The organism is Streptomyces sp. AJS327, from assembly GCF_013450295.1.
In the GTDB taxonomy this organism is placed as follows: Bacteria; Actinomycetota; Actinomycetes; order Streptomycetales; family Streptomycetaceae; genus Streptomyces.
This window is the reverse complement of the sequence record NZ_SKBR01000001.1, coordinates 1,269,508-1,284,399: the sequence shown is the minus strand read 5'-3', so window position 1 is coordinate 1,284,399 and position 14,892 is coordinate 1,269,508. Positions and strand designations below refer to the sequence as shown.

At 73.7% G+C, this 14,892-nt stretch carries 14 protein-coding genes and 1 riboswitch; of the genes, 8 read left to right on the top strand and 6 right to left on the bottom strand.

Going from position 1 to position 14,892, the window contains the following annotated elements:
* Positions 1–115 precede the first annotated feature (115 nt).
* Entirely contained in the window at positions 116–481 is a 366-nt protein-coding gene (locus E0L36_RS05155; RefSeq protein WP_180927632.1) for an Rv2175c family DNA-binding protein, read from the bottom strand.
* 47 nt (positions 482–528) lie between these two features.
* Positions 529–1,797 (bottom strand): NAD(P)/FAD-dependent oxidoreductase, encoded by a 1,269-nt coding sequence (locus E0L36_RS05150; protein WP_180927631.1) that lies wholly within the window; start codon positions 1,795–1,797, stop codon positions 529–531.
* Between the two features lie 295 nt (positions 1,798–2,092).
* Positions 2,093–2,202, top strand: a riboswitch (TPP riboswitch).
* Between E0L36_RS05150 and E0L36_RS28195 the strand changes: the two genes are divergently transcribed.
* From E0L36_RS28195 to E0L36_RS05110, 7 genes are all read left to right on the top strand, one after another.
* On the top strand, positions 2,200–3,585 hold the full coding sequence (locus tag E0L36_RS28195) for an FAD-dependent oxidoreductase (protein WP_308416639.1): 1,386 nt from the start codon (positions 2,200–2,202) through the stop codon (positions 3,583–3,585). (Overlaps the previous riboswitch by 3 nt.)
* A gap of 80 nt (positions 3,586–3,665) precedes the next feature.
* Positions 3,666–3,866, top strand: coding sequence for a sulfur carrier protein ThiS (thiS, locus tag E0L36_RS05135; RefSeq protein WP_308416704.1), 201 nt, complete (start codon positions 3,666–3,668; stop codon positions 3,864–3,866).
* Between the two features lie 6 nt (positions 3,867–3,872).
* Positions 3,873–4,754: a thiazole synthase gene (locus tag E0L36_RS05130; RefSeq protein ID WP_180927629.1), complete on the top strand. Its 882-nt coding sequence runs from the start codon at positions 3,873–3,875 to the stop codon at positions 4,752–4,754.
* Between the two features lie 306 nt (positions 4,755–5,060).
* Positions 5,061–7,139 (top strand): Stk1 family PASTA domain-containing Ser/Thr kinase, encoded by a 2,079-nt coding sequence (gene pknB / locus E0L36_RS05125; RefSeq protein ID WP_180927628.1) that lies wholly within the window; start codon positions 5,061–5,063, stop codon positions 7,137–7,139.
* A 398-nt stretch (positions 7,140–7,537) separates the two neighbouring features.
* The gene (locus tag E0L36_RS05120) at positions 7,538–8,275 is read left to right on the top strand and encodes a transglycosylase SLT domain-containing protein (RefSeq protein ID WP_180927627.1); all 738 of its coding nucleotides are present in this window, start codon (positions 7,538–7,540) and stop codon (positions 8,273–8,275) included.
* A 5-nt stretch (positions 8,276–8,280) separates the two neighbouring features.
* Positions 8,281–9,261, top strand: a complete 981-nt coding sequence (locus tag E0L36_RS05115; RefSeq protein ID WP_180927626.1) for a deoxyribonuclease IV — start codon at positions 8,281–8,283, stop codon at positions 9,259–9,261.
* Positions 9,262–9,479: 218 nt separating this feature from the next.
* Positions 9,480–10,154, top strand: a complete 675-nt coding sequence (locus E0L36_RS05110; protein WP_180927625.1) for a DUF4396 domain-containing protein — start codon at positions 9,480–9,482, stop codon at positions 10,152–10,154.
* Positions 10,155–10,238: 84 nt separating this feature from the next.
* Here the strand turns inward: E0L36_RS05110 and E0L36_RS05105 are convergent, their stop codons facing one another.
* Positions 10,239–10,862, bottom strand: coding sequence for a sulfite oxidase-like oxidoreductase (locus tag E0L36_RS05105; RefSeq protein WP_180927624.1), 624 nt, complete (start codon positions 10,860–10,862; stop codon positions 10,239–10,241).
* A gap of 366 nt (positions 10,863–11,228) precedes the next feature.
* On the opposite strand from E0L36_RS05105, the gene bfr reads away from it, so the two are divergent.
* On the top strand, positions 11,229–11,708 hold the full coding sequence (bfr, locus tag E0L36_RS05100; protein WP_180927623.1) for a bacterioferritin: 480 nt from the start codon (positions 11,229–11,231) through the stop codon (positions 11,706–11,708).
* A 63-nt stretch (positions 11,709–11,771) separates the two neighbouring features.
* Here the strand turns inward: bfr and E0L36_RS05095 are convergent, their stop codons facing one another.
* The 3 genes from E0L36_RS05095 to E0L36_RS05085 all read right to left on the bottom strand — a co-directional run bounded on the left by E0L36_RS05095 (position 11,772) and on the right by E0L36_RS05085 (position 14,868).
* The gene (locus E0L36_RS05095; protein ID WP_180927622.1) at positions 11,772–12,098 is read right to left on the bottom strand and encodes a bacterioferritin-associated ferredoxin; all 327 of its coding nucleotides are present in this window, start codon (positions 12,096–12,098) and stop codon (positions 11,772–11,774) included.
* A gap of 217 nt (positions 12,099–12,315) precedes the next feature.
* Positions 12,316–13,665 (bottom strand): class II 3-deoxy-7-phosphoheptulonate synthase, encoded by a 1,350-nt coding sequence (locus E0L36_RS05090; RefSeq protein WP_180927621.1) that lies wholly within the window; start codon positions 13,663–13,665, stop codon positions 12,316–12,318.
* Positions 13,666–13,854: 189 nt separating this feature from the next.
* A complete protein-coding gene (locus E0L36_RS05085; protein ID WP_180927620.1) occupies positions 13,855–14,868 on the bottom strand; it encodes a 2-hydroxyacid dehydrogenase in 1,014 nt (337 codons plus the stop codon).
* Positions 14,869–14,892: the final 24 nt, after the last annotated feature.

Below are 14,892 nucleotides of genomic sequence, written 5' to 3'. Positions count from 1 at the left end.
CGGAAACGGGCGGGGGGGGGCGGGCGGTCGTGAGGTGGGAGAAGACAGGGGAGACGGGTGGGGAAGGGGTACCAGCGGCGCCCGGTCGCGCGGGGCGGGTCCGGGCGCCGGGCGGTCAGACGGCGAGGGCCTGGGCCCGCCGCTTCACTTCCGTTCCGCGGTTCTCACGGAGCGCGTGCACCGGGGCGCCGGGCAGCGAGTCATCCTCCGTGAACAGCCACTCCAGCATCTCCTCGTCGGTGAAGCCGTCGTCCTTGAGCACCGTGATGGTGCCGACCAGGCCCTTGATGATCCGGCCGTCCCCCAGGAAGGCGGCGGGCACGTGCAGTGCCCGGTTCTCTCCCCGCCGCACGGCGATGAGCTGGCCCTCCCTGACCAGTTGCCGGACCCGCGTCACCTCGACGCCGAGCAGTTCGGCGGCGTCGGGCAGGGTCAGCCAGCTGGGAACGAGCGCCTCGGTTTTCGCGTCAATCTCGGTCACGCGTCCCAGCCTGCCATCCCGCGATGACAGTCACTACTGGACCGTCGTTACGACGCCGCCTTCTTCAGTGGTACGGACGCGTCGGCCGCCAGGACGGGATCCAGCCGGGCGCCGCTCTCGATCAGCCTGCGCCCCTGCGCCAGGTCGCGGGGCCGCCCGACGGCCAGCAGCGCGGTGAGCCGCCCGTCCCGCAGCCAGCACACCGCCCAGGAGCGGTCGGCCGGGTCGCCGCGCCACAGCGTGGCGTCCCCGGCGTCCCCGGCGGTGGGGCCGCCCGCGTCCGGGGCCGGGGCGTGGTGGCCCGCGTACTGCACGAACCGGCCGAACTGCTCGGACCAGAAGTACGGCACCGGGTCGTGGGCGACCAGCTCCCGCTCCCCGTCCGCGTGCCCCTCGGCCACCAGGTTGGCGGCGACGACGCGGGGGCCCTGGAGCGCGTTGTCCCAGTGGTGGACCAGCAGCCGCTCGCCGAACCGGCGGGAGGGGAAGGAGACGCAGTCGCCCACCGCGTACACCCCGGGGGCCGAGGTACGCAGGAAGGCGTCGCCCCGCAGCGCACCGTGGCCGTCCAGCTCCAGTCCGGAACCGGCCAGCCAGCCGGTCGCCGGACGGGCCCCGACGCCGAGCACCACCGCGTCCGCCGGGATCCGGGTGCCGTCCGCCAGCAGCACCGCGCCCGGCTCGACGGCGGCCACGGCGGTGCCGGTGCGCAGTTCGGCGCCCCACTCCGCGTACCAGGGGCGCATCGGCTCGGTCACCTCGGCGGGCAGCGCCCCGGCCAGCGGGCGGTCGGCGGCCTCCACCACCGTCACCGCGCAGCCCGCCTCCCGGGCGGCCGTCGCGAACTCGGCGCCGATCCAGCCCGCGCCGACCACCACGATCCGGCCGCCCGCCGCCAGCACCGGACGCAGCCGCACCGCGTCGTCCAGGGTGCGCAGCTGGTGCACGTCCGGCGAGGCGGCGACGCCCGGCAGCGCCACCGGCTCGGCGCCGGTGGCGATCACCAGCCGGTCGTAGCCGATCCGGCCCTCCGTCGTCTCCAGCTCCCGCTCCGCCGGGTGCAGCGCCCGCGCCGTACACCCCAGCGCCACCTCGACGTTCAGGGACGGGAAGTCGACCTCGAAGGCGGCGCTGTCCGCCTGGCCGAGCAGCAGCGCCTTGGAGAGCGGCGGCCGGTCGTACGGCTCGTGCCGCTCCGCGCCGAGCAACCTGATCTCCCCCGGCCACCCCTGGTCCCGAAGCTGGACGGCGGTCTGCACCCCCGCCATCCCGGCCCCGACGATGACGATCCGCTGGTTTCGCTGACTGTCGTTCACGCGGTCACTCTAGGGTGACGGCCAGCGCCCGCCCGCCCCGCGACCGGCGACCCCGCGTCCGCCCAGGCCACGGCCCTGGACCGCGCCGCGCGCCCCGGACCGCGCCCGGCGCCCGGAGGGCCGGAGCGGGCGCGGGGGCCGAGGGGCGGCGCAGTAGGGTGGGTCACGGACGGTGGAGGCGCCAGCGCGCCCGGCACCGGGCGGCGACGGAACCCCGGTTCGCGCGGCGGGGAACGCGCGGCCCGCACCGCCCGCTCGCGACCGCACGGCGGCGGGCGGCGGCCCCACCACCACGCACGGCACACGCGGGAGCCCGGACGACCGGGCTGAGAGGGAGGCCGCGGCCTCCGACCGTACGAACCTGATCCGGGTCATTCCGGCGAAGGGAGGAGGCGGAACCCCATGCGCACCGGCACCCCCCGACCGCACCCGTCCGGCCCGCCGGAGGTGGCGGTCCTCGGCGGCGGGCTGATCGGCCTGGTCACCGCGTGGCGCGCGGCCCAGCGCGGACTGCGGGTCACCGTCGTCGACCCGGCGCCCGGCGGCGGGGCCGCGCTGGTGGCGGCCGGGATGCTCGCGGCCGTGACCGAGCTGCACTACGGCGAGGAGACGCTGCTCCGGCTCAACCTCGCCTCCGCCCGCCGGTACCCGGAGTTCGTCCGGGAGCTGGAGGAGGCGAGCGGGCGGGAGGTCGGCTACCGCGCCTGCGGCACGCTCTCCGTCGCCCTCGACGCGGACGACCGGGCCCACCTGCGCGAACTGCACGCCCTCCAGGCCCGCTGCGGACTCGACTCCCGGTGGCTGACCGGCCGCGAGTGCCGCCGTCTGGAACCCCTGCTCGCCCCCTCCGTGCGGGGCGGAGTGCGGGTGGACGGCGACCACCAGGTGGACCCCCGGCGGCTGGTAGCGGCGCTGCTGCGCGCCGGGGCGGCGGCCGGGGTGGAGTTCCGCCACGCCACGGCCCGGCGGCTGCTGACCGAGGACGGCCGGGCGGCGGGCGTCGCACTGGACGACGGCACCGAGCTGCGCGCCGGTCAGACGGTCCTGGCCGCCGGGGCGCACGCCGCGCGGCTCGCCGGCGTTCCGGCCGGGCTGCTGCCTCCGGTGCGCCCCGTCAAGGGGCAGGTGCTGCGGCTGCGGATGCCCACCCCCCGCACGCCCCCGCCCGGCCGGGCCCCGGACGGCGACACCGCGCCGCGCCCCTCCGGCCCGGCGGACGGGGCGCCGGAACCACCCGGCCCGGCGGACGGCGGGCCGTCCGGCGCGGCGCTCGCGACGGTCGGCGCCCCCTACCACCCGGGAGCCGACCCCGCCCCGGCCCCCACCGCCCCCGCCGGGGGCTTCCCCTCGCTCGCCGCCCCGCTGCTCTCCCGTACGGTGCGGGCCGTCGTCCGGGGCACCCCGCTCTACCTCGTGCCCCGGGCCAACGGGGAGCTGGTGGTCGGGGCGACCAGCGAGGAGACGGGGTTCGACACCACCGTCACCGCCGGTGGCGTCTACGAGCTGCTGCGGGACGCGCACGAGCTGGTGCCGGGCGTCACCGAGCTGCCGCTCGCCGAGGTCCGGGCCGGGCTGCGCCCGGGCTCACCGGACAACGCCCCGCTGCTCGGCCCCACCGCCCTGCCGGGGCTCCATCTGGCCACCGGCCACTTCCGCAACGGGGTGCTGCTCACCCCGATCACCGGGGACGCGATGGCCGAGCTGCTGCGCACCGGCGAGGTGCCCGAGCCGATCCGGCCCTTCACCCCGGAACGCTTCACCCCCGACCCCGAGGAGCGGCCGTCATGACCCACCAGACCCCCGCGACCCCCACGTCCCCCGGCTCCGGTGGCGCCGTCGGGGGCCCGGCCGAGCCCACCAGACCCGCCGTGCTGGTGTCGGTGAACGGCGACACCCGTCCGGTGCCCACCGGGACCACCCTCGACCGGCTGGTGGCCGAGGTCACCCAGGCCAGCTCGGGGGTGGCCGCCGCACTCAACGAGACGGTCGTCCCGCGCGGCCGCTGGCCGCGGACCGCGCTCGCCGAGGGCGACCGCGTCGAGATCCTCACCGCTGTCCAGGGAGGCTGAACCGCCATGACCCAGGCCACCACTCCCGGTCCCCCGCGAGGGCCGGGCGCCGACGCCACGGAGCCCACCGGCGGCCCGGCCGGAACGGCCTCGCCCGCCGACCCCCTGGTCCTCGGCGGGACCACCCTCACCTCCCGGCTGATCATGGGCACCGGCGGCGCCCCCAGCCTCGACGTGCTGGAGCGGTCGCTGCTGGCCTCGGGCACCGAACTCACCACCGTCGCGATGCGGCGCCTGGACCCGGGCACGCACGGATCGGTGCTCTCGGTCCTGGCCCGGAACGGCATCCGCCCACTGCCCAACACGGCGGGCTGCCACACGGCGGGCGAGGCGGTGCTCACCGCGCGGCTCGCCCGCGAGGCGCTGGGCACGGACTGGGTGAAGCTGGAGGTCATCGCCGACGAGCGGACGCTGCTGCCGGACCCGGTGGAGCTGCTGGACGCCGCCGAGACGCTGGTCGACGACGGCTTCACCGTCCTCCCGTACACCAGCGACGACCCGGTGCTCGCCCGGAAGCTGGAGGAGGTGGGCTGTGCCGCCGTGATGCCGCTGGGCTCCCCCATCGGCTCCGGCCTGGGCATCCGCAACCCGCACAACTTCGAGCTGATCACCGCGCGGGCCGGAGTGCCGGTCGTGCTGGACGCGGGCGCGGGCACCGCCTCCGACGCGGCCTTCGCCATGGAGCTGGGCTGTTCCGCGGTGATGCTCGCCTCCGCCGTCACCAGGGCGCAGCACCCGGTGCTGATGGCGCGGGCCATGCGGCAGGCGGTGGACGCTGGACGGCTCGCCTACCGCGCCGGACGGATCCCCCGGCGGCACTTCGCGGAGGCGTCCAGCCCCGAGGAGGGCCGCGCGGTCCTCGACCCGGAGCGCCCCGCCTTCGTCTGAGGCCCGCCGTACCGGACGGACGGCCGCCCCGGGGCTGCCACCGTCCCGAGGCGGCCGCCGAGCGCCCCCGTGACCGGCGCCTGTCGTCCCGCGCCGCGCGGCTCCCCCGTTCGGCACGCGCCACGCCGAACGCGGGACCGTGCGCCGGGTTCGCGGGACACCTCGCCCGCCGACCGCCCGGCGCTGTCCGTCCGTGCCGGACCGGGCCCAGCGGCCCCGCGTGCCCATGTCACCGTTGCGCTGCAATACGCGCGGACGAGGGCACTCCGCGTCTCCCGGTCGGTGACGGCTCGTAGACTCTCCACGATGGATACGACCCTTCAGGACCCGCTGATCGGGCAGGTACTCGATGGCCGCTACCGGGTCGACGCGCGCATCGCCGTCGGCGGCATGGCCACCGTGTACCGCGGGCTGGACACGCGCCTCGATCGCGAGCTGGCCCTGAAGGTGATGCACCCCTCCCTCGCGAGCGACGGCGTCTTCGTGGAGCGCTTCATCCGCGAGGCCAAGTCGGCGGCCCGGCTGGCGCACCACAACGTGGTCGGCGTCTTCGACCAGGGCACCGCGAGCGGCTACGTCTACCTGGCCATGGAGTACATCTCCGGCTGCACCCTCCGTGACGTGCTCCGGGACCGTGGCGCCCTCCAGCCCCGCGCCGCGCTGGACGTCCTGGAGCCGGTGCTGGCGGCGCTGGGCGCCGCGCACCGCGCCGGGCTGGTCCACCGGGACATGAAGCCGGAGAACGTCCTGATCGGGGACGACGGCCGGGTCAAGGTGGCCGACTTCGGGCTGGTCCGCGCGGTGGACGGGCAGACCGCCAACACCGACTCCATCCTCGGCACCGTCTCCTACCTCGCCCCCGAGGTGATCGAGGAGGGCCGCGCCGACCCCCGCTCCGACCTGTACGCCTGCGGCGTGATGCTGCACGAGATGCTGACCGGCTCCAAGCCGCACTCGGGGGGCACCCCGGCCCAGGTGATCTACCAGCACCTCCAGCAGGACGTCCCGGCCCCCTCGGTGCTGGTTCCGGGGCTGCCGCCGGAGCTGGACCAGGTGGTGGCCCGGGCCGCGGCCCGCGACCCGGAGCGGCGGCCGGTGGACGCGGTGGCGCTGCTGGCCGAGGTCCGCACGGCGCGCTCCGGTCTCACCGACACCGAGCTGGACACCTTCCCGCCGCAGGCCAAGCGGCAGCGGCCGAGCAACCCCGAGGACCGTACGACACTGGTCACCCGCCCGCGCGCGGGCCAGGGCGCGGCGGTGACCCCCCTTCCGGGCGCCCCGGAGGCGGAGAGCGTCGAGCCGGAGGACGCCGTACCGGCCGTGGGGGAGCCGGACGCCGAGAGCACGCCGTCGGGCACCGCGCGGCCGGCGGACGTCGACACCTACGACATGAGCGTCCGCTCGCCGCTGCGCGTGGAGAGCATGGACGACGAGCGGCTGAACCAGACCTTCCGCCTCTCCCTCCAGCAGCAGGACGACGGAGACGGCTCCTCCGGCGGCCGCTCGCGGCGGCGGCCGCGCTGGGCGCTGCTGGCCCTGGCGGGGGCGCTGCTGGTGACCCTGCTGGGCACCGGCGTCTGGTACATCAACTCCGGCCAGTTCACCAAGACCCCGGCGGTGCTGGACAAGACGGAGGCCAAGGCCAAGCGGGAGCTGGAGAAGGCGGGGCTCAACGTGGACGTCGAGACCGGCTTCAGCGAGCGGGTCAAGCGCGGGCACGTCATCTCGACCGACCCCGCGCCCGGGGAGCGCATCCGGAACACCGGGACGGTCACCCTGCGGGTCTCGCGTGGGCCGAACATCGTCAAGGTGCCCGACCTCACGGGCGTGCCGCTGGTCAACGCCAAGCGGCAGCTGGCCGACGCCGGGCTGAAGACCGGCCAGATCCAGCGGAAGTTCGACGACCAGATCCCCCGGGGCTCGGTGATCTCCTCCGAGCCCGGCGCGGGCGGCAAGAAGCGCCCGGACTCGGCGGTGGCGCTGACCGTCTCCAAGGGCGAGCCGGTCGACGTACCGGACGTCGTCGGGGACAGCGAGGACGACGCCCGGGAGGAGCTGACCGAGGCCGGGTTCAAGGTCGAGGTCGCGAAGCGGCGGGTCTTCTCCACCGAGGACGAGGGCAACGTCGCCCGGCAGTCCCCCACCGAGGGCTCGGTGCGGGCCGAGGGCGAGACCGTCACGCTGACCCTCTCCAAGGGCCCGGACATGGTCACCGTGCCCTCCGTGAAGGACCAGAGCCTCGACGAGGCGCGCGGAAAGCTGGAGAGCGCCGGATTCAAGGTCACGGTGCGCCGGATCTTCGTCGGCGAGAAGGTGTTCAGCCAGTCACCGGGCGGCGAGGAGAAGGCGCCGCGCGGCTCCGAGGTCACCATCTGGCTGCGCTGACCTGCAACGATCCGCCCCGGGCCGACCACGAGCAGAACGGTCGCCCGGGGCTACTTTTTTCATCAGCTTCTCCCTGAATCAGCTCAGAACTCGTCACCGTGCGCACGGATCCGACGACATCGCGTGGGGCGGAAGCCGGTGCCCTGTGACGCCCGGCACGGGACCCACGTCACGTACGAAAGCGTTTAGTTGAACGGCTTTCCGGGGGCTGCGCTGGAATTTCTCGGTATTTGATCACCCTTCGCGGGGGCCTTTCCACGAAGTCGGGTAGTACGTCACATCCTTGATTCCGATTTCTCCAGCCTTTAACAATTGCCCCCGTCGCACTCGCCGGGACCGAACTCGGCGCCCCGCCGACCGGCTTTTGCGACATCCGCGAGGGAAAGGTTCCGCTCACCATGCCCAGCATTTCCGGCTACATCCGTAACCCCCGGGTTCAGAAGCTCTCCGCAGCCGGTATCAGCGCCGCTGGTGCCGCCGCCATCGCCCTCACCGTCGTCCCCGCCACCGCGGCGCACGGCGAGGCGAGCCAGGCGACCGCCAAGACGGTCTCGGCCGAGCCGGTCGCCTTCACCGCGCAGAACAGCACCGTCAGCGGTCAGGGCAAGAGCTTCGCCCAGCAGTCCGAGGCCACCGAGCAGCGGGTCCAGGACGAGGCGGCGGCCAAGAAGGAGGCCGCGGCGGCTCAGGAGAAGTCCGACCAGCAGGCCCTCCAGCAGCGCGTCGCCGACAAGCGGGCCGAGCGCGCGGCCAAGGAGTCCCGCGAGGACCGCAAGGCCGACCGTTCGGAGAAGCGCGAGGCGCCGCGCAGCTACCCGAACAACCTGGACGGGTGGATCCGCGAGGCCCGCTCCATCATGAAGAAGCACGACATCCCGGGCTCCTACGACGGCATCAAGCGGAACATCATCCGCGAGTCCGCCGGTGACCCGAACGCGATCAACGACTGGGACATCAACGCCCGGAACGGCATCCCGTCCAAGGGTCTGCTCCAGGTGATCCAGCCCACCTTCGACGCCTACCACGTCAAGGGCACCCCGAAGAAGCTGACCGACCCGGTCGCGAACATCGTCGCCGCCTGCAACTACGCGGCCGACCGGTACGGTTCGATGGACAACGTCGACTCGGCATACTGAGTCGTGTGACAACGACGCAGCGACGCAATCCCATTGGCGGCCATGTCCCCGTAGCCGGGGGCCTGGCCGCCAAGGGAATTTCCTACGCAGAAGATATCGATGCCGAATCCGTCCAGGTATTCGTCGCGAATCCACGGGGCTGGGCCACGCCCGCCGGTTCACCGGAACAGGACGAGGAATTCCGGCGGCAATGCGCCGAACAGCGCCTGCCCGCCTTCATCCACGCGCCCTATCTGATCAATTTCGGTTCCCATACCGAGGCCACAGCCGACAAGTCCGTGCACTCCCTGCGCCATTCGCTCCGCCGGGGCCGCGCCATAGCGGCGAGCGGGGTCGTGGTGCACACCGGTTCGGCCACCGGCGGACGTACGCGGGACCGCGCGCTGGCCCAGGTCCGGGAGTTGCTGCTCCCCCTGCTGGACGAGCTGACCGACCCGGCCGACCCCTGGCTGCTGCTGGAGCCGACCGCCGGACAGGGCGCCTCCCTCTGCGGGCAAGTCGGCGAGCTGGCACCGTACTTCGACGCGCTCGACCACCATCCGCGGCTCGGCGTCTGCCTCGACACCTGCCACGCCTTCGCCGCCGGGCACGACATGGCGAGCCCGGGCGGCACGGCACGCATGCTGGACGAACTGGTCGAGGTGGCCGGTCCGGGGCGGCTGCGCCTCGTCCACGCCAACGACTCCCAGGACGTACGCGGCGCCCGAAAGGACCGGCACGCGAACATCGGCGCCGGGCACATCGGGTCCGCCGCCTTCGCCGAGCTGCTGGCCCATCCGGCCACCGAGGGCGTACCGCTGGTCATCGAGACCCCGGGTGGCAAGGAGGCCCACGCCGCCGACGTCGCCCATCTCAAGGAGCTGCGCTCCGGGACGGGCGCGGAGGCGGGCGCGCGGCTCCGCTCGGGAACGGCCACGGAGGCGGGCGCCGGGGCGGCGGAGGCGCCCCTCCCAGCCCGGGCCGCCGGGGTCCCCTCCTCCGGCTGACCCACACGCGCGGCCGCCGACACGGACGGCCGGGCCCCGCCCGGCCCCTCCCCGGCCTCCCTCTCCCCCTCCGGGAACACGCCACCCGCACTCACTCTCCGTGGCTGGGGTGACGCGGGTGGAGCAGCCCGCGCGGTGGCGCGCGCCGCCGGGGCATACGGTTCCGGCAGGGCGGACGGCCCGGCAGCCCCGCTGACCCCGATGACAGGGCGTGATCGATGGCACGGCGGCACGACGAGCACGACACCCCGCGAGGGTCCGAGCGGGCACGAGCCGATCCGGCTCCCGGCGCCGCGCACGCCGGTTCCGGCCCCGCCTCCGGCGGCGGCGCCGGGGACGGGGCCACCGGCTCCGCCCCCGACACCGCGCACGCCCGGCACGCCCAGCACCCGCCGGACGCCCGCGAAGCGCCGCACGCCGCGCACGACGGGGACCGGTCCGACTCGTCCACCGGGCGGCTGGCCTCCTGGGCCACGGCCGTCAAGGCGACCCTGCACTGTCTGACCGGCTGCGCCGTGGGCGAGGTGCTGGGCATGGTGATCGGCACGGCGCTGCGCTGGTCGACGCCACCGACCACGGTGCTGGCCATCGTCCTGGCCTTCCTCTTCGGCTACAGCTTCACCCTCTACGCGGTCCTGAGCGCCGGGCTGGGGCTGCTGAGCGCGGTCAAGGTGGCGCTGGCCGCCGACACGGTCTCGATCGCGGTGATGGAGCTGGTGGACAACGCCGTCATCCTGCTGACGCCGGGCGCGATGGAGGCCCACCTCACCGAGTGGCTGTTCTGGGGGACGCTCGCCCTGGCCTTCCTGATCGCCTTCCTGGTGACGACGCCGGTCAACCGCTGGCTGATCGGCCGGGGGAAGGGGCACGCCGTGGTGCACCGCCACCACTGACCGGCCAGCCACCGACCGGGAAACGAACGCCGCTGACCGGGGAGGACCGCCCGGCGGGCCGGAAGCCGGTGACCCCGGGCCGGGTCAGAGTTCCGGTCCCTCGCCCCGCTGCTCCTGGTAGGAGTAACGCTGCTCGCGCCAGGGGTCGCCGATGTTGTGGTAGCCGCGCTCCTCCCAGAAGCCGCGGCGGTCGGCGGTCATGTACTCGATACCGCGGACCCACTTGGGGCCCTTCCATGCGTACAGGTGCGGGACGACCAGCCGCAGGGGGAAACCGTGTTCCGCGGTGAGGAGTTCGCCGCCGCAGTGGGTCGCGAACATCGTCTGCTCGGCGGTGAAGTCGGACAGTCGCAGGTTCGAGCTGAACCCGTACTCCGCCCACACCATCACGTGGGTGACCTCGGGCGCGGGGGGCGCGAGGTCCAGTACCGCGCGGGCGCGGACCCCGCCCCACTCGGCGTCGAGCATGCTGAACTTGGCGACGCAGTGCAGGTCGGCGACGACCGTCTCGTACGGGAGGGCCGCGAACTCCTCGTGTGTCCAGCAGTGCTTCTCACCGTCGGCGGTCGCGCCGAAGACCCGGAACTCCCAGCGGTCCGCCCGGAACTTGGGGACCGGCCCGTAGTGCGTGACCGGCCAGCCGCGCTGCACCCGCTGTCCCGGCGGAAGCCGCGGGTCCCACACTGCACGGCTGTCCGGCTGACCCATTCCCCCATGGTGACAGACACCCGGCCGCCGCCCTTGACCGGCCCCGCGCCGGGCCCGGCCGGGCGCGACGACGTCACGCGGCGACGAGCCCCCGGCGTCCCGTCCCGGGGAACCCCGGCGGGGCGGCGCCGAGCGGGCGGGCCGCACCCCGAGCGAGGCCCGGCCCCGGCACCCTCACCACAGAAACGGACCACCCAGGCTAAACAGACCCATACCGATCAACTCAGCGCAATCCATCTCAATACGAAGCAATATTCGCCTATTTGGTAAGCCTGTACTTACTGGACTGTTTTGCCACGGCAGTGCGAGGATGCGCCGAGCGCGCGCACCCACCCTCTCTCCGCCCCCTGGAAGGAGCCTGCCGCGATGCAAGGCGACCCCGAAGTCATCGAGTTCCTCAACGAACAGCTCACCGGCGAGCTGACGGCGATCAACCAGTACTTCCTGCACGCCAAGATGCAGGAGCACTTCGGCTGGCCGAAGCTCGCCGAGTACACCCGGCACGAGTCCTTCGACGAGATGCGGCACGCCGAGCGGCTGACCGAGCGCATCCTCTTCCTGGAGGGCCTGCCCAACTACCAGCGGCTGTTCCACGTCCGGGTGGGCCAGACCCTCACCGAGATGTTCCAGGCCGACCGCCAGGTGGAGGTCGAGGCCATCGACCGGCTGCGGCGCGGGATCGAGGTCATGCGGGCCAAGAGCGACATCACCTCCGCCAACATCTTCGAGGACATCCTCAAGGACGAGGAGGAGCACATCGACTACCTGGAGACCCAGCTGGACCTCGTGGAGAAGCTCGGCGAGGCGCTCTACATCTCGCAGCTGGTGAAGCAGCCGGACACCTGAGCGGAGTGGCGGGCACCGGGAGCGGCGTCACCGGCACGGGGTCACGGGCCGACGGCCCGTCCCTCAGACGGCGACGGGAAGGCGGGGTGGGTCCGCCACCTCAGGAGCGGGGGACGGGGCCGGGGCGCATCCGGCGGACTCCGGCTCCGAGGTCCCGGCGCGGCCAACGGGCTGTTCGGCGGTCTCGGCGGCGCTGGGTCCGGCGTCCTGGAGCACGGCCCGGCGCGAACAGCCGCCCCGGCCCAGGAGCCCCTGGATCCGGCGGACGCACGAGCCGCAGTCGGTGCCCGCCTTGCTGAGGGAGGCGATCTGGCGCGGTGTGCAGGCACCGGCCTCGGCGTGCTCCCGCACCTGCTCCTCGGTGACACCGAAGCACGAACAGACGAACACCCGGCTCACCTCCGTGCGCGACAGTCGACCAGTACTGAGGTTAACCTAACCTTAGTGGGCGCCGGGTGTCCAGAACGGCCCCGTGGGGCCCGCGTCACACGCGGACGCGGGCCCCACGGCGTGTACCAACTCCCCTTCGGCCAGGGCCCGTTCGACGGGTGGCCCGCCCCGGCCGCCGGAGGCGTCCAGGCGGGCACGGCCGGGCCCGGCGGCCGGGCTACTGGTCCCGGTACATCTCCGCGACCAGGAAGGCGAGGTCCAGCGACTGACTGCGGTTGAGCCGCGGGTCGCAGGCCGTCTCGTACCGCTGGTGGAGGTCGTCGACGAAGATCTCGTCACCACCGCCCACGCACTCGGTGACGTCGTCACCGGTCAGCTCGACGTGGATGCCGCCGGGGTGGGTGCCCAGCTCCTTGTGCACCTCGAAGAAGCCCTTGACCTCGTCCAGCACGTCGTCGAAGCGGCGGGTCTTGTGGCCGCTGGCGGCCTCGAAGGTGTTGCCGTGCATCGGGTCGCAGACCCACACCACTCGGGCGCCGGAGGCGGTGACCTTCTCCACCAGCTCCGGCAGCCGCTCGCGGATCGTGTCCGCTCCCATCCGGGTGATGAAGGTCAGACGGCCCGGCTCGCGCTCCGGGTCCAGCCGGTCGATCAGCGCGAGGGCGTCCTCCGAGCTGGTGCCCGGGCCGAGCTTCACCCCGACCGGGTTCCGCACCCGGGCGGCGAACTCGACGTGCGCGCCGTCCAGCTGCCGGGTGCGCTCACCGATCCAGACCATGTGCCCGGAGACGTCGTAGAGCTGGCCACTGCGCGAGTCGGTGCGGGTCATCGCCGACTCGTAGTCGAGCAGCAGCGCCTCGTGGGACGAGAAGAACTCGACCGCCTTGAACTCCTCCGGGTCCGCTCCGCAGGCGTGCATGAACTTCATCGCCTGGTCGATCTCGCGCGCCAGCGCCTCGTACCGCTGGCCGGAGGGGGAGGTGCGCACGAAGTCCTGGTTCCAGGCGTGCACCTGCCGCAGGTCGGCGTAGCCGCCGGTGGTGAAGGCGCGCACCAGGTTCAGAGTGGAGGCGGAGGCGTGGTACATCCGCTTCAGCCGCTCCGGGTCCGGGGTGCGGGCCTCGGGGGTGAACTCGAAGCCGTTGACCGAGTCGCCCCGGTAGGAGGGGAGGGTGACGCCGTCCCGCGTCTCGGTGGGCTTGGAGCGCGGCTTGCTGTACTGCCCGGCGATCCGGCCCACCTTGACCACCGGCACCGAGCCCGCGTAGGTCAGCACCGCGCCCATCTGGAGCAGGGTCTTCAGCTTGTTCCGGATGTGCTCCGCGCTGACCTGGTCGAACGCCTCGGCACAGTCCCCGCCCTGCAACAGGAACGCCTCGCCGCGGGCCACCGCGCCCAGCCGCGCGCGCAGCTGGTCGCACTCGCCGGCGAAGACCAGCGGCGGATAGGACTCCAGCTCGGTGAGGACCTCGCTGAGCGCCTTGGCGTCAGGCCACTCGGGCTGCTGCGCCGCGGGGAGGTCGCGCCACGTGTGGGTACCGGCATCGGTCTTGGCGTTCACAGTCACCCGGCCAAGATTACGGTGTGCGCGCCGCACGGCGGGAGGCTGACCGACAGCTGAGACGGAACGCACTCCGTCACGAGACGTGGCGCGCGCGTCACCGCGCGCCCGGCCCGCTCACCGGCGTCCCGGCGCGTCCGCCCCGCGCGCCGGGACGGGCGCGGGAGCCGACGGACGGCGGGCCGGAGAGGCGCGTCACCCCGGGACGAGGGTGCCCGCGTCGACGAGGACGTTCTCGCTGGCCCGCCCGGCCAGGTAGTCCTCCACGTTGTTCACCGTGGTGCCGACGATCTGGCCGACCGCCTCCCGGGTGTAGAACGCCTGGTGCGAGGTGAGCAGCACGTTGTTGAAGGTCATCAGGCGGGCGAGGGTGTCGTCGGCCACCACGTCGAGCGAGCGGTCCAGGAAGAACAGTCCGGACTCGGCCTCGTAGACGTCCAGGCCGACGCCCCAGAAGCGGCCGGCGCGCAACTCCCCCACCAGCGCGTCGGTGTCCACCAGCCCGCCACGGCTGGTGTTGACCAGCAGCGCCTCGTCCCGCATCGACCGCAGCTCCTCCGCGCCGAGCAGGTGGTGTGTCGCGTCCACCAGCGGGACGTGCAGGCTGACCAGGTCGGACTCGGTGAGCAGCCGGGACAGCGGGACGTACTCCAGGCCCAGCTCCTCGCAGCCCGGGTCGCGCGCCACGTCCCAGCCCAGCAGCCGCATCCCGAAGCCGTGCGCGATCCGGGCGAAGGCCGAGCCGATCTTGCCGGTACCCACCACACCGGCCGTGCGGCCGTGCATGTCGCGGCCCATCAGCCCGTCCAGCCGGAAGTCGAACTCGCGGGTGCGGCGGGTTGCGCGGGGCACCCGGCGGTTGACCGCCATCGCCAGCGCCCAGGCGAACTCCGCGACGGAGTACGGCGAGTAGTGGGCGACGCGGGCGACGGTCAGCCCCAACTCGGCGGCGGTCTCCAGGTTGATGTTGTTGAAGCCGGTGGCGCGCTGGGCGATCATCCGGCTGCCGCCCGCTGCGAGGGTGCGCAGCACCGCGTCGTCCAGCTGGGCGTTGACGCTGACCGAGACGACCTCGTGTCCGGCGGCGAGCGGCGCGGTGTCGCCGTTCAGGAAGACGTCCAGACAGTGCACGCGGTGCTCGCGGTCGGCGCACGCCTTCTCCAGCAGCGGTCGCTCGTCGGGCTGCACGCCGAACGCCAGGATCCGCACGGAACACTCCAGAGGCTCGGTTCT